Raw genomic sequence first — 21,102 nt, 5'->3', positions numbered from 1 at the left:
CTCAGGACACGGGCGTCCACGTCGGGTACGGGGCAGTCCGTCCGTCGCCGGAGGACCGGCGGGTGATCCGTCGCCCGAGCCACGGCACGACGTACTCCCGGTAGTACCGGAGCTCGTCCGCGAGCCGCGTGCGCGCGGCACCGGGCGCCGCTGCCTCGTCCGGGCCGGGACCGTCCGCGATCGCGCGGAGCGCCAGGGCCGCGACCCGTCGGTGTCCGAGCGCGTTCATGTGCAGGCGGTCGGTGGACCAGAACTCGGCCTGCCCGAGCTGCGTGTCGCGCGAGACGTCCACGAAGGGCAGACCCCGGTCCGTGGCGAGCTCGGCCAGCGCGGTCGCCCAGGCGTCCCCGCGACGGTTGATCAGGCGACCCAGGGGGAGTCGTGCACTCGGGTCGGCGGGGCTCACCAGCGCGAGGCGGATCCCGCGGTCCCGGAACCGATCCGCGGCGGCGCCGAGGCGCCCGATGAGGGTCGGGATGTCGAAGGACGGCCGGAGCAGGTCGTTGCCGCCCGCGCAGAAGGTGGCGAGCGTGGGCTCCGGATCGAGGGCGAGTGCCTGGTCCACCTGCTCGCCGAGCACCCCGTCGAGCAACCGTCCGCGGATGGCGAGGTTCGCGAACGAGACCGGGCGCCCCGAGGTCGCGGCCAGTGCCGAGGCGAGTCGCCCGGTCCACCCGAGCAGCGCCGCCGGCCCCTCGTCGCCGACGCCCTCGGAGAAGCTGTCGCCCAGGGCGACGTAGCGGATCGGGGCGTCCTCGGGGATGGTCACCCGTCCATCGTAGGCACGCGGGCGGACAGGGCGTCGAGCGCGGACGCGGGCGTCCTCGTCAGCCCGCCGCCGCCGAGGCGTACCGCGGTCAGACCGCGCGTGCGCCCGCCCACTCGCGCACTGCGAGCAGCGCCTCCCGTCGCCAGCGCCAGATCGGGGCGAACCTGGTGCCGTCGTCCTCCCACGCCTGCGTCAGCAGCCACAGCTGTCGACGGTGCTCCACGCCGGACCCGTCCCGCCACTCGACGGTCGCGTCGTCGAGGACGACCGTGATGCCGTCGCGGGGCGCCTGCCACGACAGCAAGTAGCCGTCGTACCGGAGCGTCGTGTCCGACAACCGCACGGCGACTCCGCGCCACCGGAGGACCATGGCGATCCCCGGCAGGCCGACGAGGGCACCCACCGTCACCATGACGGCCCCTGCGCCCCCGTCCTCCGAGCGACCAGCGAGCCCGAGGCCGATCCCCATGACGGTGAGCAGCGCGGAGACCCCCAGCTCGAGACGGCGCTGCCAACGGGGCGCACGGATCGTCCTCACGGCGCGGTGTCGAGCGCGTCGAGGTCGGACAAGGCCTGTCGTGCATCGGCGATGCGGTCGGCCTCGGGGCGGGTCCACCACTCCGGCCCGCGCTCACCCAGACCGTGCTTCGCGAGACCGTTCCGGTGTCGGGCAGCCGCGAGGGCCGTGTCGTCGCCGTTCCGCTTCGCCTGCTTCACCCCGTTCCGACCGCGTCCGAGGTGCGACCGGAGCGCCGCCGCGAGGTCCTCGGGCAGCGCCGGGTCCGTGCGGCGCCAACGCCGGCCGTCGACCACGAAGAAGTGGTCGTCGGGTTCCCCAGCAGGCATGGTGCGAGTCTGCCAGGTCGTGTCGGCTGGCCCGCGCTGTCTTGCCTCGACGAGTAACCGGTGTGCACAAAAGCAGTACACGTGTACCGGAAATCGGTACACTCCTTGCGGAGGTACTCGTGCAACTCGCTCAACCACTTGCGACCCTGCTGGGGTCCACCCAAGCCGACGCGCTCCGCGTGCTCGCGCGGACGGACACCGGGATGACCGGCCGACAGGTCGCCCGGGTGGCGGGCGCCAACCAGCACACGGGCATCAAGCGTGCGCTCGACAAGTTGGAGCAGGTCGGCCTCGTCTGCGTCGAACGCGGACTCCAGCACTCCTCCTACCGGGCAAATCGCGAGCATGTCCTGTGGCCGGCCGTCGAGCTCGGACTCGGCGCCGGCAACGAACTCGAGCGCAGGATCGCCGAGTTCGTACAGCGCGAGGACCTCGACGTCCTGTCCGCATCGCTCTTCGGGTCCGTTGCCCGAGGCGACGCCACCGAGACGTCCGACGTCGATCTGCTGGTCGTGTTCGCTGAAGCGGTCGACGTCGATGCGGTGACGCAACTCGGCGAGCTCGTCGAACGGTGGACCGGCAATGAGTGTCAGGTGTTCGACGTGACGCGAGCGGACCTCCTGCGGTTCGTCCGTGAAGGCGATCCGCTCGTGGGTTCCTGGCGCGAGGAAGCGCGCACTGTCTACGGTTCGGACATCAGGACCCTGCTCTGATGCCAGCGCGAGTCCGCGCCATGGACTCCGTCGCTGTTCGTCGGCGCGGCGAGGAGGCACGGTCGTACCTCGAACTCGCGAAGATGTGCACGGATTCCACCGAACACGCCGAGTGGAAGGCGGCCGGGGCGAACGCGGTCCTGGGTGGCATCGCGGCCTCGGACGCGATCTGCGGAGCAGTGTTGGGCCACCACCACGTCGGTGAGGACCATGCTGCTGCACGGAGGCTCCTCGACACGGCGTGCGCGCCGGACCGGCGACCTGGCTTGCACCTCAAGCGACTGACTGACGAGAAGACCAACTTCCAGTACTCGTCGTCACGCGTCACCCAGGAGCAGGCCCGCCGACTCGTGAGGGCTCTGGAGCGATTGCTCGGAACGCTCGACGAACTGCTGTGACCCGCGGGGGCCGTCGTCGGTCAGCGCGGTCGACGGATCCGGATGGGGCCCTTGGCGGTCGAGGGGTCGACGACACTGCCGCCCTGCGTGATCTCGACCTCACCGCGCGCCATCATCCGGCGGGCAGCGCGACGAGCAGGCTCCATCAGCGGCCGCCAGTCGTCGGGCTCGAGCGACCGCGCGACCTCGGACGGGCAGATGCTCGACGTGCGGGCGCGCGCGTCCAGGAGCTCGTCGATCCGCTGCTCGAGCGCGCGGTCGGTGTCGTCGAGACCATGGCGGCGGCACGCAGCCGAGCACCACTTGGTGTCCGGGCCGGCGGCGTCCGGCATCCGTCGACCGCACGACGCGCACGTGCGCTCGGCCTGCTCCGCCTCGAGTCGGCGGGCGTCGTCCTCGGTGCGGATGGCTCGTCCCATGTCATCCATCCTCCGCCGACCGTGGACGTGCACGCACAGCGGAGGTGCAGGTGGCACGATCGGACCGGTGACTCCTGAAGCCGCTGTCTCCCGTCCGAACGAGCCCGAGTGGGTCACCCACGTCATGTGGTGGCACGTCTACCCGCTCGGCTTCGTCGGCGCCGAGGTCCGTCCGAGCACTCCCGTGGGGGAGCGACCCGTCGAACACCGCCTCGACCGCATCGCCGGATGGCTCGACCACGTCGTGGCCCTCGGGCTGAACGGACTCATGCTCGGTCCGGTGTTCGAGTCGTCGTCGCACGGGTACGACACCACCGACCACTTCCGGATCGACCCGCGACTCGGCGACGAAGCGGACTTCGACCGGCTGGTCTCCGCCGCGCACGACCGGGGCGTCCAGGTCCTGCTCGACGGGGTGTTCAACCACGTCGGGCGGGAGCACCCGGCGTTCCGCGCGCTCGGCGCCGAGGGCCCCGATGCACCGACGGCGGAACTGTTCCGGGTCGACTGGGACGGCTGGCACCCGGGCGAGCGAGTGCGGTCCGAGCTGTTCGAGGGGCACGACATCCTGGTCGCCCTCGACCACACCCGTCCCGCGGTGGAGGACCTGGTCGTCGAGGTGATGACGTACTGGCTCGGCAGGGGAGTGGACGGGTGGCGACTCGACGCCGCCTACGCGGTGCCCCCGGCGTTCTGGGCGCGGGTGCTCCCGCGGGTGCGGGAACGGTTCCCGGACGCGTGGTTCAGCGGCGAGGTCATCCACGGTGACGGCGCGGCGATCGTGCGCGCCTCGACGATGGACTCGCTGACGCAGTACGAGCTCTGGCAGGGCATCTGGCACGGGATCGCCGACCGGAACTGCCACGAGCTGGCCCACGCGATCGAGCGCCACGACGAGTTGCTCGCCACCTTCGTGCCGAGCACCTTCATCGGCAACCACGACGTCACCCGGATCGCCAGTGCGGTCGGCACGGAGTTCGTCGGTCACGCCGCCGCCGTCCTGTTCACGGTCGCCGGCACTCCGTCGGTGTGGGCGGGCGACGAGTTCGGGTGGCTGGGTGTGAAGGAGGCGCGGGAGGGCGGCGACGACGCGGTCCGTCCGGAGTTCCCGGAGGACCCGGCGTCTGCGCGTGCTGGCGCCGATGACGACCTGTTCCACGCGCACGAGGCGCTCGTCGCCCTGCGCCGCCGGCACCCCTGGCTGCACCGGGCCCACACCGACGTCGTGCACCTGGAGAACACCGCGATCGTCCTGCGGACGGCGACGGACTCCGCCGCCGTGGTGACCGCCCTGAACCTCGGACCGGATCCGGTCGACCTGCCCGCGGCCGACGCGACGCGGGTGGAGGCGGGCGGAGCCGACCTGCGGGACGGGACCCTGCGCCTCCCGGCCGGCGGGTGGGCCGTCCTGACGGCCTGAGACCCGCGCCGAACGCAACGAGACTCGGGCTGGGCGACTGCCCTCGGGCCTGGAGGCACGTGGTACGTCGCTCAGCCCGAGTCTCGGGCTTCGGGGGCGAGCCGGGCGGGGCCGGCCGGGCCGGCTACTTGCGGGCGGAAGCCGCTCGGCGCTTGTTGAACACGTCGAACGCGACGGCGGCGAGCAGCACCAGGCCCTTGATCAGGGACTGGAACTCGGTGCCGACACCGAGGATCGACATGCCGTTGTTCAGCAGACCGATGATGAGACCACCGACGATGGCGCCGGGGACCGTCCCGATGCCGCCGGTGACGGCAGCGCCACCGATGAACACGGCCGCGATGGCGTCGAGCTCGAAGCCGTTGCCCGCGCTCGGCGAGGCGAGGTTGAGCTGGCCGGTGAACACCACGCCGGCGAGGGCGGAGATGACGCCCATGTTGACGAAGAGCAGGAACGTGACGCGCTTCGTCTTGACGCCGGAGAGCTGCGCCGCGAGGGCGTTGCCACCGATGGCGTAGATGTGCCGACCGAACACGGCGCTCCGCATGATCACCGAGTAGACGACGACGAGCAGACCGAGGATCACGAGGACGATCGGCGTGCCGTTGTAGCTCGCCAGCAGCAGCGCGACGTAGATCACGAGCGCGACGCCGAACGCCAGCTTCACGATGAACCAGGCGAAGGGCTCGCTCTCGAGCTGGTACTTGCGACGCGTGGCACGACCACGGAACGCGACGACGGCCATCACGGCGGCCGCGGCGAACCCGAGGATCATCGTCAGCGGCTCGTAGCCCGAGGACCCGAAGGTCGGCAGGAAGCCCGAACCGAGCGAGCGGAACCCGTCCGGGAACGGCGAGATCTGCTGGTTCTGCAGGGCGATCTGGGCTGCACCACGGAAGGCGAGCATGCCCGCCAGGGTGACGATGAACGCCGGGATCCCGAAGTACGCGATCCAGAAGCCCTGCCACGCACCGACGAGGGCGCCGATGACCAGGCAGAGCAGCACGGCGATCGGCCACGGCACGTGCCACTGGGTGATCATCACGCCGGCCATGGCGCCGGTGAAGGCGACGACCGACCCGACGGACAGGTCGATGTGGCCGGCGATGATGACCATGACCATGCCGATGGCGAGGATCAGGATGTAGCTGTTCTGGACGATCAGGTTCGAGACGTTGATCGGCGCGAGGGTGATCCCGCCGGTCGTGGCCTGGAAGAAGATCACGATGACGATCAGCGCGATAAACAGGCCGATCTGTCGGAGCTGCCCGGTGAGGTAGCTGGCGGCGGACTTAAGCGCGTTCATTGACTGGTGTCTCCCGTTCCTGGGTCATGTACTGCATGAGGACCTCGGGCGTCGCCTCGGAGCGGGGGACGTCCGCGGTGATGCGGCCCTCGGAGAGGGTGTAGATGCGGTCGCAGATGCCGAGCAGCTCGGGCAGCTCGGAGGAGATCACGATGATCGCTTTCCCCTGGTCTGCGAGCGCGTTGATGATCGTGTAGATCTCGTACTTCGCACCGACGTCGATGCCACGGGTCGGCTCGTCGAGGATGAGCACGTCGGGGTCGGCGTACATCCACTTCGACAGGACGACCTTCTGCTGGTTGCCGCCGGAGAGCTTGCCCGTGATGGCGTTGACCGTCGGGGCCTTGATGTTCATGTTCTTGAGGAACTGGCGGGCGACCGTCGTCTCCTCGGAGCTGTTCACGAAGCCCCAGTTGGCGAGCTTGCCGAGCGCCGACCCGGAGATGTTCCGCTTGATGTCGTCGATCAGGTTCAGGCCGTAGCGCTTCCGGTCCTCGGTGGCGTAGGCGATGCCGTTGTCGATCGCGGCCGAGACCGTGTTCGTCTTGATCGGCACGCCGCGCTTGTACACGGTGCCGCTGATGCCCGTGCCGTACGAGTGCCCGAAGACGCTCATCGCCAGCTCGGTGCGACCAGCGCCCATCAGACCCGCGATGCCGACGATCTCGCCGGCGCGGACGTTCAGGTTGGCCTGGTGGATGATCTCGCGAGACGCGTCGAGCGGGTGGTGGACGGTCCAGTCCTCGATGCGGAGGAGTTCCTCGCCGATGTTCGACTCGTGTTCCGGGTACCGGTTGGACAGGTCGCGGCCGACCATGCCGCGGATGATCCGGTCCTCGGTGACCTCGCCGGCATGCATGTCGAGGGTCTCGATGGTCTGGCCGTCGCGGATGATCGTGACCTTGTCGGCGATCGCCTTGATCTCGTTGAGCTTGTGGCTGATGATGATCGCCGTCATGCCCTCGGCTTGCAGCGTGCGGATCAGCTCGAGCAGGTGCGCCGAGTCGTCGTCGTTCAGCGCGGCGGTCGGCTCGTCGAGGATGAGGAGCTTGACCTCCTTCGAGAGCGCCTTCGCGATCTCGACGAGCTGCTGCTTGCCGACGCCGATGTCCACGATCTTCGTGATCGGGTTGTCCTTGAGCCCGACGCGCTTGAGCAGCGCCGCCGCCTCGAGGTTCGTCTGGTTCCAGTCGATCAAGCCGCCCTTGGCGCGCTCGTTGCCGAGGAAGATGTTCTCGGCGATCGACAGGAACGGGCTGAGGGCCAGCTCCTGGTGGATGATGACGACGCCCGAGGCCTCGGAGTCGTTGATGTCCGAGAACTTCACGGGCGTGCCGTCGAGCAGGATCTCGCCCTCGAAGGTGCCGTGCGGGTACACGCCCGACAGCACCTTCATGAGCGTGGACTTGCCCGCGCCGTTCTCGCCGCAGATCGCGTGGACCTGACCGCGTTCGACCTCGATCGTGACGTCCTGCAGCGCCTTGACGCCGGGGAACGTCTTCGTGATGTCGCGCATCTCGAGGATGGTGTCCGCCACGGGACCGCCTTCCGTTGGGCGCCGGAACGGCGCGCTGATGGCGGGCGACGCGAGAGCGTCGCCAGCGAATGGGTGATCAGGGGACTGACGGACTGGAGGCGCGGTGCGGGGTGGCACCGCGCCTCCAGTCCGTCAGGGGGTTGCGACCTACTTGAGGTCGGACTCCTTGTAGTAGCCGGAGTCGACGAGGACCTTCTTGTAGTTGTCCTTCGTCACGACCGTCGGCTGGAACAGGTAGGTCGGGACGACCTTGACCTTGTTGTTGTAGCTCTTCGTGTCGTTGACCGACGGCTTCTTGCCCGTCAGCAGGTCATCGGCCATCGTGACGGACTCGGTCGCGAGCTGGCGCGTGTCCTTGTAGATGGTCGAGTACTGCTGGCCCGCGATGATCGACTTGACCGACGCGGCCTCGGCGTCCTGACCGGTCACGGTCGGGAGCGGACGCGACGAGGTGCCGTAGCCGGCGCCCTGCAGGGCCGAGATGATGCCGATCGACATGCCGTCGTACGGGGAGAGCACGCCGTTCAGCGTGGTGCCACCGGAGTACGACTTCGCGACGAGGTTCTGCATGCGGGCCTTGGCGGTCGCCGGGTCCCACTGCAGCGTGGCGGCCTGCGTGAAGCCGTTCTGGCCGGAGCCGATCTTGATGGTGCCGTCGGCCAGGTACGGCTTCAGGGTGTCCATCGCGCCGTTGAAGAAGAACGTGGCGTTGTTGTCGTCGGGCGAGCCGGCGAACACCTCGATGTTGAACGGACCCTTCTTGCCGGTCTTCTTGCCGTTCGCGTCGAGGATGCCGAGGCCGGTCAGCAGGGAGTTCGCCTGGTCGACGCCCACCTTGTAGTTGTCGAACGACACGTAGTAGTCGACGTTCTTGTTGCCCGTGAGCAGACGGTCGTACGAGATGACCTTGATGCCGGCCTTCGCGGCGGAGTCGAGCTGGTCGGACAGCGAACCACCGTCGATGGACGCGACGATGAGGACCTTCGCGCCCTTCGTGATCATGTTGCTGACCTGCTGGACCTGCTGCGGGATCTTGTTGTCGGCGTACTCGAGGTCGACCTTGTAGCCCTTGGCCTCCAGGTCGCTCTTGACGGCGTTGCCGTCCTTGATCCACCGCTCGGAGACCTTGGTCGGCATCGCGACGCCGATCAGGGCGCCCTTGTTGTCCGTGCTGCTGCCGCCACCGCTGGTGGAGGCGCGGCCACCGCCGGAGCAGGCGGCGAGGGAGATGGCGAGGCCGAGGGCGGCGACGCCCACGACGATCTTGCGCTTCATCATCGAAGTTCCTCTTGTTCCTCGCGCGTCGACACCGACGCGCTGGGGTGCTGGGGCTGCTGTGCCCCGGGGGGATGGTGCTCAAGTGAGCGCTCACATCTTGTGGGTTCCATGACGGCGTGTCAACTCGTCGTGACCGAATCGGGATGTTGCTGCGGGATCGCGCGTGGGAGGTACGGTTGCGACGTGACGACCACGACGGCCCGCGGGGGCAAGGGCCGCAAGGCACCCACGATCTTCGACGTGGCCGAACGCGCGGGGGTCTCGCACCAGACCGTGTCGCGGGTGATCAACGGCGACCCGACGGTGCGGGAGCAGTACCGCGCGCAGGTGACCGACGCCGTCGCGGCGCTCGGGTACCGGCCGCGCGCCGCCGCCCGGGCACTCGCTGGTGGCCGCAGCAAGGCCCTCGGCCTGGTCACCACCGGCGATGCGCTGTACGGCCCGTCGAGCACTGCGATCGGGTTCGAACGCGCCGCCCGGACCGCCGGCTACCACGTGCTGCTGTCGACGCTTCCCGACGACCCGAGCCCGGCTGACCTGTCGAGCGGCCTCACGTCGCTGCTCGCGCAGGACGTCGCCGCGGTCGTCCTGGTGGCTGCCGACAACCGGGTCCTCGACGCCCTCGCGTCCTTGACCGTCCCCGTCACCGTGCCCGTGGTCGTGTCGAACGCCGTGCAGCGCGACGCCGCGCGGGCGCCCGTCGCGCCGAAGGTCGCGGCCGTCGCGATCGACCAGGCCGCCGGTGCCACGCTGGCGATGCGGCACCTGTTCGACCGCGGGCACCGACGGATCGTGCACATCGCCGGACCGCACGTGTCGCAGGAGTCCGAGGTGCGCCGTGCCACCTACGTGCGACTCATGCACGAGGCCGGTCTCGAACCGGTCGTGCTCGAGGGCGACTGGACCCCGTCGAGCGGGTTCGCGGCGGCGCGCTCCATCGACGTCTCGGTGGTGGACGCCGTGTTCGCCGGGAACGACCAGATGGCGCTCGGGGTGCTGCACGCGTTCACCGACGAAGGGCTCCGGGTACCGGACGACATCGCGGTCGTGGGCTTCGACGACATCCCGGAGGCCGCGCACTTCACGCCGCCGCTCACCACCGTGCGGCAGGACTTCATGGCGATGGGGGAGCGGGTGCTCGCGTCGGCGCGGGCGTTGGTCGAGGGTGCTCCGCTCGACGACTCGCTCCTGCAGCCCGAGCTGGTGGTCCGCCGCTCCGCGTGAGCCGCGCTGCGCCGCGCGCCCCGGCCGCGCGGCGCCCGCCGCGCTGCGGCCTGTCGGCCGCGGGTGCCTGGTGCGAGGTTGATCGGCTGGTGCGGGTCCGTGACCGCGCACCGAGCGATCAACCCCGCACGGGCTGGAGGACCCCGCACCGTGCGTCGCGTGCGCCGCGGCGGGTCAGCCCTTCAGCGCGCCCGACGAGAGCCCGGCCACGTAGAACCGCTGCAGCCCGACGTAGAGCGCGATGCACGGGATCATCGCCACGACGGACCCCGCGACGAGGTTGCCGTACGACACCTGCCCGTACGCACCGGTCTGCAGGTTGAGCAGTGCCACCGGCAGCGTGTACAGCGAGTCCTTCGTGAGGAACGTCAGCGCCCCGAGGAACTCCGTCCACGACGCCAGGAACGCGTAGAGCGCCGCGGTCGCGACCCCCGGCAGGAGCAGCGGGCGGAGCACCGACACGACGACCCGGAAGCGCGAGGCGCCGTCGACGAACGCGGAGTCCTCGAGCTCGGTGGGGATCGACTCGAACGCGTTCCGCATCACGAACACCCCGAACGGCAGGTTGACCGTCGTGTAGAACAGCACGAGCCCGACGAGCGAGTTCGTGAGCTTCATGGCGTTCATCTCGAGGTACAGCGGCGTCAGGATCGCCTGGAACGGCACCATCATCGTCAGCAGCACCAAGCCGAACACCAGCCCGGAACCACGGAACCGGAACCGGGCGAACCCGTAGCCGGCCATCGTGGCGATCACCGCGGTGAGGACGGCGGTGGACACCGACACGATGATCGAGTTGAACAGACCGGTGAGCAGGTGCGACGACTGGCTGAACACCGCGGCGAAGTTCTGCCACCCGAGCTGGAAGAACGTCGCGGGGTCGGGCGCCGCGGTGATCACGGCCTCGGACTGGAACGCCCGCAGGATCGACCAGATCAGCGGGACCGCGAACACGACCACCCCGCCGACGCCGGCGACCACGTACAGGGTGCGCTTGACGGCGGTGTCGCGCGGATGCCGGACGCTGCCCTGGTGGTGGCGGCGCTTCCCGCCGCCGGTCGTCACGGCGCGGGTGGTCAGGTCCGGCGCGAGGCCCGCGCGGGTCGTCGTGGTGCTCATGCTCAGTCCTTCTCTCGCAGTGCCCAGAACTGGAACACCGTGACGGCGGCGATGACGATGACGAGGGCGATCGACTCCGCGGTGGCGGCGCCGAGCTGCAGGTTCACGAACCCGCGGTTGTAGATGGCGTTGACGATGGTGGTGGTCTCGGTACCCGGGCCACCCTGGGTCAGGATGTAGAACTGGTTGAACGCCAGCAGGGACCCGATCACCGAGATGATCACGCTCAGCGCCACCGTCGACCGGATCATCGGGAACGTGATCATCCGCTCCGTCTGCCACCACGAGGCACCCTCGAGCTGCGCGGACTCGTAGACCTCGTCCGGCACGCCCTGCATCGCGGACATGAGCAGCACCATCGTCAGACCGGACACGGCCCAGACCACCAGGACGCAGATCAGCAACGTCGCGAGCGGCCCGTTGACGAGCCACGCCGTGCTGCCGTCGGTGATGCCGAGCCCCTTGAGGAGGATGTTCACGGCGCCGGAGTTCGGCTGCGCTTCGAGCACCAGCATGAACGACAGCGTCGTCAGCCCGACGACGTACGGCAGGAAGAACACCGTCCGCAGCAGGGTGCTCCCACGCCGACGGGCCCGGACGAGCACCGCCAGGAAGTACCCGAGCACCAGGATCGGCAGCGTCACGATCGCCGTGTACAGCAGCGTGTACCCGATGGCGTGCACGAACGTCGGGTCCTGGAACAGGGTCAGGTAGTTCTGCAGCCCGATGAACCGGTACGGGCCGATCAGGGGCCAGTTCGTGAACGAGATGTAGAGCGCGAACACCAGCGGGGCCAGGACGAACACCGCGACGAACAGGATCGCCGGGGTGACGAGCAGCGCGCCCGTGCGGGGTGGGTGCGTGAGCGAGTTGCGGGGCGGGGCCGAGCGGCCGAGGGGCCGCCGTCCTGCGCCGGTCCGGCTGGGGGCCGGGCGCCGGGTGGAGATGGTCGACATGCGTGCACCTCTCTGTGCAACGAGCTGGGCAACGAGTTGGGCAACGGGTTGGGAGACGAGCCGGGCAACGAGCCGGGCAACGGGCTGGGCGACGAGCCTGGCGACGAGCCGGGCGATGGTCTGCGTCGCGACGGCGCTGCGGACGGACGACGGTGGAGCGGGAGGATCAGGCCTGGACCTGGTCGAGGATGCGCGCGTAGTCCGCCTGGGCGGTCTGCATCGCGGCCTTCGTGCCCGAGCCGTACACGGCCTCGCGGAACATCGCGAAGTACGGCGACGAGGGCTGGTTGACGAGCAGGTTGTACGCCAGGGTCTGCGGCGCGTAGCCCTTGTCGAGCGCGTCGAGGGGACCGAACGCGAGCGGGTACTTCTTCCGGTATGCCGGCGTGGCCGCGTCGGACCGGGTGGGGAAGTAGCCCCCGTCCGGCAGCGCCTGCTGCTGCTGGAGCCCGTTCGCGTACTGCATGAACGCCCAGCCGCCGGACGGGTTCGCCGCCCCGTTCGGGATGCACATGTTGTCGCCGCCGTCGAAGAACGACCGCTTGCCGTCCCACGACGGGATGAGCACCGTCCGCATCCTCGCCCGCATCGCCTTCGTCGCCGCGGGCACGGTCGCACCGTATGACGTCGGGAAGATGCCGACCTTGCCGGCCCGGAAGTCGGCGCCCCACGTCGTGCCGGCGTCCGCGAAGGACCCCTTCGCGAGGACCCCGTCCTTCCACAGCTGCCGGTAGAACTCGAGCATCCGTTCGAGGGCGTCGTTCCCGGTGATGTTCGCGTGCTGCGAGCCGACCCCGCCGCTCATCATGTCCGTCCCCGTGGCCCAGACGTGCGGCTGGGTGACGAACCCGATGATCCCCGCCGAGTTGCCGGGGAGTGACCAGCCGTAGACGTCGTCGCCGGTCTTCCGGATCGCCTTCGCCGCGTGCAGCAGGGTCGACAGGTCCTTCGTGGACTCGTCGACGTCCAGGCCCGCCCGCTCGAACAACTCGGTGTTGACGAAGAGCTGCGAGTTGTCCGCCAGGTACGGCAACCCGTAGTACCGGTTCCGGTACTCGAGCAGCCGGAGGTGGCCAGAGGAGATCTGGTCGAAGTAGTCCAGCCCCTTCACGACGTCGGTCAGGTCGGCGAACGCCTCGCGGAAGATGAACAGCTGCGAGTTGATGTCGTCGATGTCCACCACGTCCGGCGGCTCCCCACCGCGGATCGCGGTCGCGAGCTTCGTGACGTACTGGCCGTCGGGCACCGGCGTCAGTTCGACCTGCAGCTTCGGGTTCGCCTTGTTGAACCCGGCGACCGCGGCGGTGAGTCCGGCCTGCGTCGCCGCGCGGCACCAGACGTGCACGGTGCCGGTCGCACTGCGGCCGAAGCTCGCCGCCTTCGCGTCGACCTTGGGCAGGGTGCCGGCGCACCCCGCCAGGGCGAGGGCCGCACCGCCGGCGAGCCCGCCGGCGAGGAACGCTCTGCGGTCCATGACGTCACCGCGCCAGCGGGAGCCAGACGCGCATCGGCGCGGCTCCGCGGTTCGCCCAGGCGTAGTACGGCACCGCGGTCGCGGTGACGGTCTGGAGGCCCGTACTTGCGTCGCCGGGGCCGGCCGCGTCGTCGACGCTGGTCGCGGTACCAGCGTTGGTCGTGCCTCCCGGCCGCCCACCGTCGATCCGGCGGTACGGCCATGCTGGCTGCTCGTGCTCGGCGGGGGCGCGGCCCTGGATCCGCAGCGTGACGATGCCGTCGAGCAGGTCGTCGCGACGCTCCTCGGTGATCGGCGCGTCCACGTCGACCACCAGGTCGTCGACCGTGAAGCCCTGCTGGTCCGCCTGCTCGACCGCGTAGACCAACGGACCGCGCTCGATCGCGACCTGGCCGCGCGCAGCGTCGATCCTGCTGTCCGCGACGAAGCGGTGCGGCGTCGTGTCGAAGGTGAGCTCGACGGTGTCGCCCGCCGACCACTCCCGGTCGATGACGTGCACCGTGCCGGCAGCGGGGTGCTCCTGCCCGTCCGGACCGTCCACGGTCGTGACGTCCGACCACGCCGGGATCCGCAGGCCCAGGGCGAGCGGGCCGTCCTCGGTGACCGTGACGACCACGCGGCCGTCGTGCGGGTACCCGGTCTGGACGTCGACCGCTCCGAGCGATGCCGTCGCGTACTGGTGGACCTGCAGGCCGCCGTCGGTCGCGGTCGCCAGGTAGCCGTCCAGGCTGGCGAAGGTCCGCATGATGTTCGGCGGGCAGCAGGCGCAGTCGAACCACCCGCGGCGCCCGTGGGCGGGGGAGCGGTTCTCGTCCTGGTGGGCGTGGTCGCGCTGCTGCAGGGGGTTCACGTAGAAGTACTCGGTGCCGCCCAGGCTGACGCCCGCGAGGAACGCGTTGTACAGCAGCCGCTCGATGGCGTCCGCGTACACGGGCTTCCCGGTGGCGAGCAGCAGACGCCATGCCCACTGGATCCCACCGATCGCGGCGCAGGTCTCGGCGTAGCCGCGGTCCGTCGGGAGCTCGTACGGGTCGCCGAAGGCCTCCCAGTCCCAGCGGGCCCCGAGGCCACCGGTGATGAACGCCTTCGTCGCCATCATGTCGGCGAACTGCCGCTCGCTGGCTGCCAGGAGCTCGGTGTCGCCTGTCTCGATCGCGACGTCCACCGCTCCCGACGCCAGGTACACGGCACGGACGGCGTGGCCTTCGACGGTCGTGGCCTCGCGGCTCGGCACCCGGTCGGAGAAGTACGTCGGTTCGCCGCCGGCCCGCTCGATGATGCCGTGCCCGCGGGCGTCGACGAACCAGTGCGCCAGGTCGAGGTAGTCGCGGTTGCCGGTCTCGCGGTAGAGCTCCACGAGCCCCATCTCGACGACGGGGTGGCCGTCGATGTCGGTCTTCTTGCCGTCGCCGTCGCCGAACGTCCGCACCAGGTGGTCCGCGTTCTTGATCGCGACGTCGAGCAGTCCGGTGTCGCCGGTCGCACGGTGCTGCGCCACGGCGGCCTGGTACAGGTGCCCGGCGCAGTACAGCTCGTGGCTCCACTTCAGGTCCGTGTACCGCTCGCCCTTCCCGCGGACCTGCTGCACGGAGTCGAGGTAGCCGTCGTCTGCCTGCGCCTGGGCGTACAGGGCGGTGACCTCGCGCTGGAGCTCGAGCAGGTCCTCGGACGGAGCGCGTCCGTACTCCCACGCCACCGCCTCGAGCCACTTGGTCACGTCGGAGTCCATGAAGATCGGGCCGGTGGCCTCGCCCGTTTCGAGCCCCGCGGCGATCCGGAGGTTCCGGAAGTTGCCCGCCGTCTCGAGCAGCTCGTGGGCGCCGCGGATCGCGTCGCGGCCGTTGCGCTCCTGTCGGAGCGCCCAGAAGCCGCCGGTGATGCGGGCATCCCCGGTGGGCAGGGGACGGAGCGTGAGGTGCGCGTCGGCGGTCGGGAGGACCGGGGTCGCGGTCTGTGCGCGGCTGTCCGTCGCGAGCGTGGTGGTCATGTCGCCTCCTTGCGATGTGACTGTCCCCTTGCCGAAGCCTCCGTCGGTGGAGGACCAAGCTTCGGAAAACGGTTTCTGCGGGGGACGTTACGACACGATCGGGAGGCGCGCAAGGGCTGATTGCTCGGAGTCACGTATGATCTCCTCCACATCCTGACCCGGAAAGGAGTTGCCGTGACCCTCGAGCGCACGCGACAGCCCGTCCGGATCACCGACGTGGCGGCGCTCGCCGGGGTGTCGATCGGGACCGCGTCGAAGGCACTGAACGGCACGGGGCAGCTCCGCGACTCCACCCGGCTCCGGGTCAAGGAAGCCGCCGAGAAGCTCGGGTTCGTCGGCGACGCCCGGGCTCGTGCGCTGTCCTCCGGCCGGACCTACACGGTCGGGATGATCACCACGGACTCGTTCGGGCGGTTCTCGATCCCGGTGCTCCTCGGCGCCGAGGACGCCCTGTCCGCCGGGCAGATGGCGGTGCTGCTCTGCGACACCCGCGACGACCACGTGCGCGAGGCCCACTACCTCCGGTCCCTCGTCGCCCGCGGGGTCGACGGGATCATCGTCACCGGGCGGTCCGCCGATGCCCGCCCGCCGATCGACGTGTCCATCCCCGTCGTGTACGCGTTCACTCCGTCGACCTCGGACGCGGACGTGTCGGTCACGCTCGACGACGCTGCTGGTGCGGCGCTCGTCGCGCAGCACGTGGTGTCGCTCGGGCGGAGCCGGGTCGCCCTGGTCACCGGCCCCGAACGACACCGGTCGGCCGTCCGCCGCGTCGCGGGTGCGTCCGGGGTGCTCGGTGACCGGCTCGTCGCACCGCCGCTGTACGGCGAGTGGTCGGAGCGCTGGGGGCGCCAGGCGGTCGACGTGCTCGCGCGGACGACGCCGGACGTCGACGCGATCGTCTGCGGGAGCGACCAGGTCGCGCGCGGGGTCTGCGACCGGCTGCGGGAGCTCGGGAAGCGGGTGCCGGAGGACGTCGCGGTCACCGGGTTCGACGACTGGGACGTCATGGCGCTCGCGAGCCGGCCGCCGCTCACCACGGTCGACCTGCGGCTCGAGGAGCTCGGTCGGGTGGCGGGGCGGGCGTTGCTCGACCTGATCGAGGGTGGGGCGCCAGCGTCGGCGACGGTCACCCCGTCCCTGGTCATCCGCGAGTCCACCGTCGGCGCGTAGGCGGTCCGCTGCCGCTGCCTCCGAGGTCGGAGCTGTCGAGCGGGCAGGACGCGCCGCTCGCGTTCGTCGACCGGGCGGAAGTCGTCGCGGGGACGGGCCGAGGGTGACGAAGAGTGCCCGCTCGGCGTCGGGGCGGCACGGGACTGGCGCGGTATCCCCTGCGCCACGAGCGCGCCACGAGTGGGTAGGACGTGCCGCCGGCGTTCGTCGAGCGGGCGGAAGTCGTCGCGGGGGCGGCCCGACGGTGACGAAAAAGGCCCGCTCGGGGGCGGGGCGACGCGAGACTCGCGCGGCCCCTCCTGCGCCACACCGGCGCCACGAGTGCGCCGTGAGTGGGCTGGACGTGCCGCTCGTGTTCGCCGGGCGGGCGGAAGTCGTCGCGGGGGCGGCTCGGGGGTGACGAAAACGGCCCGCTCGAGGTCGGGGTGGCACGGGACTGGCGCGGTATCCCCTGCGCAACAACTGCGAGGGCCGGGCGGCGCGGCGGCGTTGCGAGAGTGAGCGCTCACGTGCCAGGATGTGAGCGCTCACGAGGGACGACGAGGTCTGGGAGGACTGCATGAGCCACGACCGCAGGCAACAGGTCCTGGACGGCCGCACGACGCTCGGCATCGAACTCGGTTCGACCCGCATCAAGGCGTGCCTGGTGGACGAGGACCTCGTCCCGATCGCCGCCGGTTTCCACGAGTGGGAGAACGAGTTCGTCGACGGCCGCTGGACGTACTCGCTCGAGGCGGTCGAGACCGGCCTCCGTGCCGCGTACGCCGCCCTCGTCGCCGACGTCGAGGCGCAGTACGACGTCCGACCCACGACCTTCCGCGCCGCCGGCGTCTCCGCGATGATGCACGGCTACCTGGCGTTCGACGCCGACGGGGTGCTCCTGGTGCCGTTCCGCACCTGGCGCAACACCTCGACGGGCCCCGCCGCGGAACGCCTCAGCGCCGCGCTCGGGTTCAACATCCCGCTCCGCTGGTCGATCGCGCACCTGTACCAGGCCGTCCTCGACGACGAAGCACACGTCGCCCGGATCGCCGGCATCACCACGCTCGCCGGGTACGTCCACCGCCGCCTGACGGGTCGCGACGTCCTCGGGGTCGGTGACGCGTCCGGGCTGTTCCCGATCGACTCGACGCCCGCCGACAGCGGCCCCGGTGACCCGGGCACCCGCGACTACGACGCGGCGATGCTCACGACCGCGCAGGACCTGATCGGTGTGCCGGACCTCCGCGCGCTCCTGCCCGAGGTGCTCGTGGCGGGCATGGACGCCGGAGCGTTGACACCCGAGGGTGCGGCGTGGCTGGACCCGACCGGGGCGCTCCAGCCCGGGGTGCCGCTCTGCCCGCCCGAGGGCGACGCCGGCACGGGCATGGTCGCGACGAACGCGGTCGCACCCCGCACCGGTAACGTCAGCGTCGGCACCAGCATCTTCGCGATGGTCGTGCTCGAGCAGCCCCTCGGTACCGCGCACGAGGAACTCGACATTGTCACGACGCCGTCCGGTGATGCCGTCGCCATGGTGCACTGCAACAACGGCGCGAGCGAGATCGCGAGCTGGGCACGGGTCTTCGGACGCTTCGCCGAGGCTGCCGGTACCCCGCTCGACGCCGATGCGGTGTACCGGACGCTCCTCGACGAGGCCGAGCACGCCGACCCCGACGCCGGCGGTCTCCTGTCGTTCAACTACCTGGCCGGCGAACCCGTCACGCACGTCGAACACGGCCGACCCCTGCTGCTCCGCACCCCGGACAGCCGCTTCACCCTGGGCAACCTGATCCGCTCAGAGGTGCACGGCGCGTTCGCCACGCTCGCGATCGGCATGGAGGTCCTGCACGCCGAGGGCGTCACGGTCGACCGGATGACGGCGCACGGCGGGCTCTTCCGCACCCCCGGCGCGCCGCAGCAGCTGCTCGCCGCGGCCCTGCGGGTGCCGGTCGCGCTCGAGGAGACCGCGGGGGAGGGCGGTGCGTGGGGCATCGCCGTCCTCGCGGCGTACCTCGAGCACACCGAGCACGCGCTCGCCGACTTCCTGGCCGACACCGTGTTCGGCGGGACGGCCGGACAGGTCGCCGAGCCGCAGCCGCGCGACGTGGAAGGGTTCACGTCGTACCTCGAGCGGTACCGCAGGGCCCTGCCCGTCCAGGCCACCGCGGCCGCCACGACCGGCGCGAGCGCGACCACCGACGGCGGCGACGCGCACGACGGGGCCGAGCCGGCCCTCCAGAACGAAGGAACGACCCGATGACCGACGCACCGGACCAGCACGACGCGACCACCCAGGAGGCCGTCGCCCGCACCCGCGAGCGCGTCGCCCGCCTGCACGGCGAACTGGTCCGCTACGGCCTGGTGATCTGGACCGGCGGCAACGTCTCCGAGCGCGTCCCCGGCACCGACCTGTTCGTCATCAAGCCGTCCGGCGTCTCGAGCGACGACCTGACGCCCGAGAACCAGGTGGTCTGCACGCTCGACGGCGTTCCGGCCGAGGGCTGGGGCAACGCGCACGGGCCGAGCTCGGACACCGCCGCGCACGCCTACGTCTACCGGAACATGCCCGAGGTCGGTGGCGTCGTGCACACGCACTCCACCTACGCCACCGCCTGGGCCGCCCGCGCCGAGGAGATCCCCTGCGTGATCACGGCGATGGCGGACGAGTTCGGCGGACCGATCCCGGTCGGCCCCTTCGCGATCATCGGCGACGACTCGATCGGCCACGGCATCGTCGAGACGCTGAGCGGCCACCGCTCCCGAGCCGTCCTCATGCAGAACCACGGCGTGTTCACGATCGGCAAGGACGCGAAGGACGCCGTGAAGGCCGCGGTGATGTGCGAGGACGTCGCACGCACCGTGCACATCGCGAAGCAGGGCGGCGACCTCGTGCCGATCGCCCCCGAGGACATCGATCGACTCTTCGATCGCTACCAGAACGTCTACGGACAGAACCCCGAAGGAGCCATGCGATGACGCAGGTCGACCCGCAAGCAACACTGGACGGCTACGAGGTCTGGTTCCTCACCGGCAGCCAGGGCCTCTACGGCGAGGAGACCCTCCGCCAGGTCGAGCAGCAGTCCCGCGCCGTGCACGAAGTGCTCGCGGCTGCCCTGCCCGTGAAGCTCGTCTGGAAGCCCGTCCTGAAGGACGCCGACGGCATCCGCCGCGCGCTCATCGAGGCGAGCGCGGACGACAAGGTCATCGGCGTCACCACGTGGATGCACACCTTCAGCCCCGCCAAGATGTGGATCGGCGGCCTGCAGGCCCTCACGAAGCCGCTCCTGCACCTGCACACCCAGGCGAACGTCACCCTGCCGTGGGCGGACATCGACTTCGACTTCATGAACCTGAACCAGGCGGCGCACGGCGACCGCGAGTTCGGGTACATGCTGGCGCGGCTCGGTGTCCGGCACGCCACCGCCATCGGACACGTGTCCGACGAGCGCGTGCAGCAGCGCGTCGCGAACTGGACCCGTGCCGCCGCCGCCGCTGCTGCGGTTCGGGAGCTCAAGCTGACGCGCTTCGGCGACAACATGCGGTACGTCGCGGTCACCGAGGGTGACAAGACCGAGGCCGAGATCGAGCTCGGCGTGCAGGTCAACACCTGGGCCGTGAACGAGCTCGCGGCGGCGGTGGACGCCGCGACCGACGAACAGGTCGACGCGCTCGTGGCCGTCTACGACGAGTCGTACGACCTCGTCCCCGCGCTGCGCGCCGACGGGGAGCGCCGCCAGGCCCTCCGCGACGGTGCCGCGATCGAGATCGGGCTCCGCGCCCTGCTCGCGCAGAACGACTCCGCGGCCTTCACCACCAACTTCGAGGACCTCGGCACGCTCAAGCAGCTGCCCGGCCTCGCGGTGCAGCGGCTGATGGCCGACGGGTACGGCTTCGGCGCAGAGGGCGACTGGAAGACCGCGGTCCTGGTCCGAGCGATGAACGTCGCCGGTGCCGGGCTGTCCGGTGGTGCGTCGCTCATGGAGGACTACACCTACGACCTCACCCCGGGTGCCGAGAAGATCCTCGGTGCGCACATGCTCGAGGTCTCGCCGACCCTGACGTCGACCACCCCGACGCTCGAGATCCACCCGCTCGGCATCGGTGGCAAGGACGACCCGGTGCGCCTGGTCTTCACCGCCGACGCCGGCGAAGCGGTCGTGGTCGCGCTCTCCGACACCCGCGACGGGTTCCGCCTGACCGCGAACGTCGTCGACGTGGTGCCCCCGACCGAGGCCCTGCCGAACCTGCCGGTCGGTCGTGCCGTCTGGGAACCGCGACCGTCGTTCCCCGTCGCCGCCGAGGCCTGGCTCACCGCCGGGGCCGCCCACCACACCGTGATGACCACCGCCGTCGGCCTGCAGGTCGTCGAGGACTTCGCGACGATGGTCGGCACCGAGTTCCTGGTCATCGACGAGCACACCACGGCGCGCGGCTTCCGCGACGAGCTGCGGCTGCAGCAGACCTGGCACCGCCTGGACCGCGGGTTCTGAGGACTGCTGCC

At 70.5% G+C, this 21,102-nt stretch carries 19 protein-coding genes; 8 read left to right on the top strand and 11 right to left on the bottom strand.

Annotated features, from left to right (window positions below):
* Position 1: 1 nt before the first annotated feature.
* From J7E22_RS13800 to J7E22_RS13790, 3 genes are all read right to left on the bottom strand, one after another.
* Positions 2–769 carry an SGNH/GDSL hydrolase family protein gene (locus J7E22_RS13800; protein ID WP_214982387.1) on the bottom strand — a complete coding sequence of 256 codons (768 nt, stop codon included), beginning with the start codon at positions 767–769 and terminating at the stop codon, positions 2–4.
* Between the two features lie 88 nt (positions 770–857).
* Positions 858–1,307, bottom strand: a complete 450-nt coding sequence (locus J7E22_RS13795) for a hypothetical protein (RefSeq protein ID WP_214982386.1) — start codon at positions 1,305–1,307, stop codon at positions 858–860.
* A complete protein-coding gene (locus J7E22_RS13790) occupies positions 1,304–1,615 on the bottom strand; it encodes a biopolymer transporter Tol (RefSeq protein ID WP_214982385.1) in 312 nt (103 codons plus the stop codon). The genes J7E22_RS13795 and J7E22_RS13790 overlap by 4 nt, the downstream gene beginning before the upstream one ends.
* Positions 1,616–1,734: 119 nt before the next feature.
* Between J7E22_RS13790 and J7E22_RS13785 the strand changes: the two genes are divergently transcribed.
* Positions 1,735–2,328, top strand: a complete 594-nt coding sequence (locus tag J7E22_RS13785; RefSeq protein ID WP_214982384.1) for a nucleotidyltransferase domain-containing protein — start codon at positions 1,735–1,737, stop codon at positions 2,326–2,328.
* A complete protein-coding gene (locus J7E22_RS13780) occupies positions 2,328–2,726 on the top strand; it encodes a hypothetical protein (protein ID WP_214982383.1) in 399 nt (132 codons plus the stop codon). The genes J7E22_RS13785 and J7E22_RS13780 overlap by 1 nt, the downstream gene beginning before the upstream one ends.
* A gap of 20 nt (positions 2,727–2,746) precedes the next feature.
* Here J7E22_RS13780 and J7E22_RS13775 read toward each other — a convergent pair whose 3' ends face one another.
* Positions 2,747–3,145, bottom strand: a complete 399-nt coding sequence (locus J7E22_RS13775) for a DUF3253 domain-containing protein (protein ID WP_214982382.1) — start codon at positions 3,143–3,145, stop codon at positions 2,747–2,749.
* Between the two features lie 124 nt (positions 3,146–3,269).
* Here J7E22_RS13775 and J7E22_RS13770 point away from each other — a divergent pair, with 124 nt between their 5' ends.
* The gene (locus J7E22_RS13770) at positions 3,270–4,565 is read left to right on the top strand and encodes an alpha-amylase family glycosyl hydrolase (protein WP_251009171.1); all 1,296 of its coding nucleotides are present in this window, start codon (positions 3,270–3,272) and stop codon (positions 4,563–4,565) included.
* A 124-nt stretch (positions 4,566–4,689) separates the two neighbouring features.
* Here J7E22_RS13770 and mmsB read toward each other — a convergent pair whose 3' ends face one another.
* The 3 genes from mmsB to chvE form a co-directional block, all read right to left on the bottom strand.
* Positions 4,690–5,871 carry a multiple monosaccharide ABC transporter permease gene (gene mmsB / locus J7E22_RS13765; protein WP_214982380.1) on the bottom strand — a complete coding sequence of 394 codons (1,182 nt, stop codon included), beginning with the start codon at positions 5,869–5,871 and terminating at the stop codon, positions 4,690–4,692.
* Positions 5,858–7,408, bottom strand: coding sequence for a multiple monosaccharide ABC transporter ATP-binding protein (mmsA, locus tag J7E22_RS13760; protein ID WP_214982379.1), 1,551 nt, complete (start codon positions 7,406–7,408; stop codon positions 5,858–5,860). Before mmsA ends, mmsB begins: the two co-directional genes overlap by 14 nt.
* Positions 7,409–7,555: 147 nt before the next feature.
* On the bottom strand, positions 7,556–8,686 hold the full coding sequence (gene chvE, locus J7E22_RS13755) for a multiple monosaccharide ABC transporter substrate-binding protein (protein ID WP_214982378.1): 1,131 nt from the start codon (positions 8,684–8,686) through the stop codon (positions 7,556–7,558).
* Positions 8,687–8,869: 183 nt separating this feature from the next.
* Between chvE and J7E22_RS13750 the strand changes: the two genes are divergently transcribed.
* A complete protein-coding gene (locus J7E22_RS13750; RefSeq protein ID WP_214982377.1) occupies positions 8,870–9,910 on the top strand; it encodes a substrate-binding domain-containing protein in 1,041 nt (346 codons plus the stop codon).
* Between the two features lie 174 nt (positions 9,911–10,084).
* Here the strand turns inward: J7E22_RS13750 and J7E22_RS13745 are convergent, their stop codons facing one another.
* From J7E22_RS13745 to J7E22_RS13730, 4 genes are all read right to left on the bottom strand, one after another.
* Entirely contained in the window at positions 10,085–11,029 is a 945-nt protein-coding gene (locus J7E22_RS13745) for a carbohydrate ABC transporter permease (RefSeq protein ID WP_214982376.1), read from the bottom strand.
* 2 nt (positions 11,030–11,031) lie between these two features.
* Complete coding sequence (locus J7E22_RS13740) at positions 11,032–11,985, bottom strand: carbohydrate ABC transporter permease (RefSeq protein WP_214982375.1); 954 nt, start codon at positions 11,983–11,985, stop codon at positions 11,032–11,034.
* A gap of 166 nt (positions 11,986–12,151) precedes the next feature.
* Entirely contained in the window at positions 12,152–13,459 is a 1,308-nt protein-coding gene (locus J7E22_RS13735) for a sugar ABC transporter substrate-binding protein (RefSeq protein WP_214982374.1), read from the bottom strand.
* Between the two features lie 4 nt (positions 13,460–13,463).
* On the bottom strand, positions 13,464–15,446 hold the full coding sequence (locus J7E22_RS13730) for a glycoside hydrolase family 127 protein (protein ID WP_214982373.1): 1,983 nt from the start codon (positions 15,444–15,446) through the stop codon (positions 13,464–13,466).
* Positions 15,447–15,620: 174 nt separating this feature from the next.
* Here J7E22_RS13730 and J7E22_RS13725 point away from each other — a divergent pair, with 174 nt between their 5' ends.
* The 4 genes from J7E22_RS13725 to araA all read left to right on the top strand — a co-directional run bounded on the left by J7E22_RS13725 (position 15,621) and on the right by araA (position 21,091).
* Entirely contained in the window at positions 15,621–16,619 is a 999-nt protein-coding gene (locus tag J7E22_RS13725; protein WP_214982372.1) for a LacI family DNA-binding transcriptional regulator, read from the top strand.
* A gap of 559 nt (positions 16,620–17,178) precedes the next feature.
* Positions 17,179–18,861: a xylulokinase gene (locus J7E22_RS13720; RefSeq protein ID WP_214982371.1), complete on the top strand. Its 1,683-nt coding sequence runs from the start codon at positions 17,179–17,181 to the stop codon at positions 18,859–18,861.
* Positions 18,858–19,577 carry an L-ribulose-5-phosphate 4-epimerase gene (locus J7E22_RS13715; RefSeq protein ID WP_214982370.1) on the top strand — a complete coding sequence of 240 codons (720 nt, stop codon included), beginning with the start codon at positions 18,858–18,860 and terminating at the stop codon, positions 19,575–19,577. Before J7E22_RS13720 ends, J7E22_RS13715 begins: the two co-directional genes overlap by 4 nt.
* Complete coding sequence (araA, locus tag J7E22_RS13710; RefSeq protein WP_214982369.1) at positions 19,574–21,091, top strand: L-arabinose isomerase; 1,518 nt, start codon at positions 19,574–19,576, stop codon at positions 21,089–21,091. Before J7E22_RS13715 ends, araA begins: the two co-directional genes overlap by 4 nt.
* Positions 21,092–21,102: the final 11 nt, after the last annotated feature.

Source organism: Curtobacterium sp. ISL-83, assembly GCF_018613895.1.
Classification (GTDB): domain Bacteria; phylum Actinomycetota; class Actinomycetes; order Actinomycetales; family Microbacteriaceae; genus Curtobacterium.
The sequence above is the reverse complement of the archived record's forward strand: the minus strand, read 5'-3'. Positions and strand labels throughout refer to the sequence as shown.

Bases quoted from the DNA above. Each gene is read 5' to 3' on its own strand.
- mmsB (WP_214982380.1), bottom strand. From the start codon at position 5,871: ATGAACGCGCTTAAGTCCGCCGCCAGCTACCTCACCGGGCAGCTCCGA.
- J7E22_RS13745 (WP_214982376.1), bottom strand. From the start codon at position 11,029: ATGAGCACCACGACGACCCGCGCGGGCCTCGCGCCGGACCTGACCACC.
- chvE (WP_214982378.1), bottom strand. From the start codon at position 8,686: ATGATGAAGCGCAAGATCGTCGTGGGCGTCGCCGCCCTCGGCCTCGCC.
- J7E22_RS13720 (WP_214982371.1), top strand. From the start codon at position 17,179: ATGAGCCACGACCGCAGGCAACAGGTCCTGGACGGCCGCACGACGCTC.
- araA (WP_214982369.1), top strand. From the start codon at position 19,574: ATGACGCAGGTCGACCCGCAAGCAACACTGGACGGCTACGAGGTCTGG.
- J7E22_RS13740 (WP_214982375.1), bottom strand. From the start codon at position 11,985: ATGTCGACCATCTCCACCCGGCGCCCGGCCCCCAGCCGGACCGGCGCA.
- J7E22_RS13780 (WP_214982383.1), top strand. From the start codon at position 2,328: ATGCCAGCGCGAGTCCGCGCCATGGACTCCGTCGCTGTTCGTCGGCGC.
- J7E22_RS13775 (WP_214982382.1), bottom strand. From the start codon at position 3,145: ATGGGACGAGCCATCCGCACCGAGGACGACGCCCGCCGACTCGAGGCG.
- J7E22_RS13790 (WP_214982385.1), bottom strand. From the start codon at position 1,615: ATGCCTGCTGGGGAACCCGACGACCACTTCTTCGTGGTCGACGGCCGG.
- J7E22_RS13730 (WP_214982373.1), bottom strand. From the start codon at position 15,446: ATGACCACCACGCTCGCGACGGACAGCCGCGCACAGACCGCGACCCCG.
- J7E22_RS13715 (WP_214982370.1), top strand. From the start codon at position 18,858: ATGACCGACGCACCGGACCAGCACGACGCGACCACCCAGGAGGCCGTC.
- J7E22_RS13770 (WP_251009171.1), top strand. From the start codon at position 3,270: ATGTGGTGGCACGTCTACCCGCTCGGCTTCGTCGGCGCCGAGGTCCGT.
- J7E22_RS13735 (WP_214982374.1), bottom strand. From the start codon at position 13,459: ATGGACCGCAGAGCGTTCCTCGCCGGCGGGCTCGCCGGCGGTGCGGCC.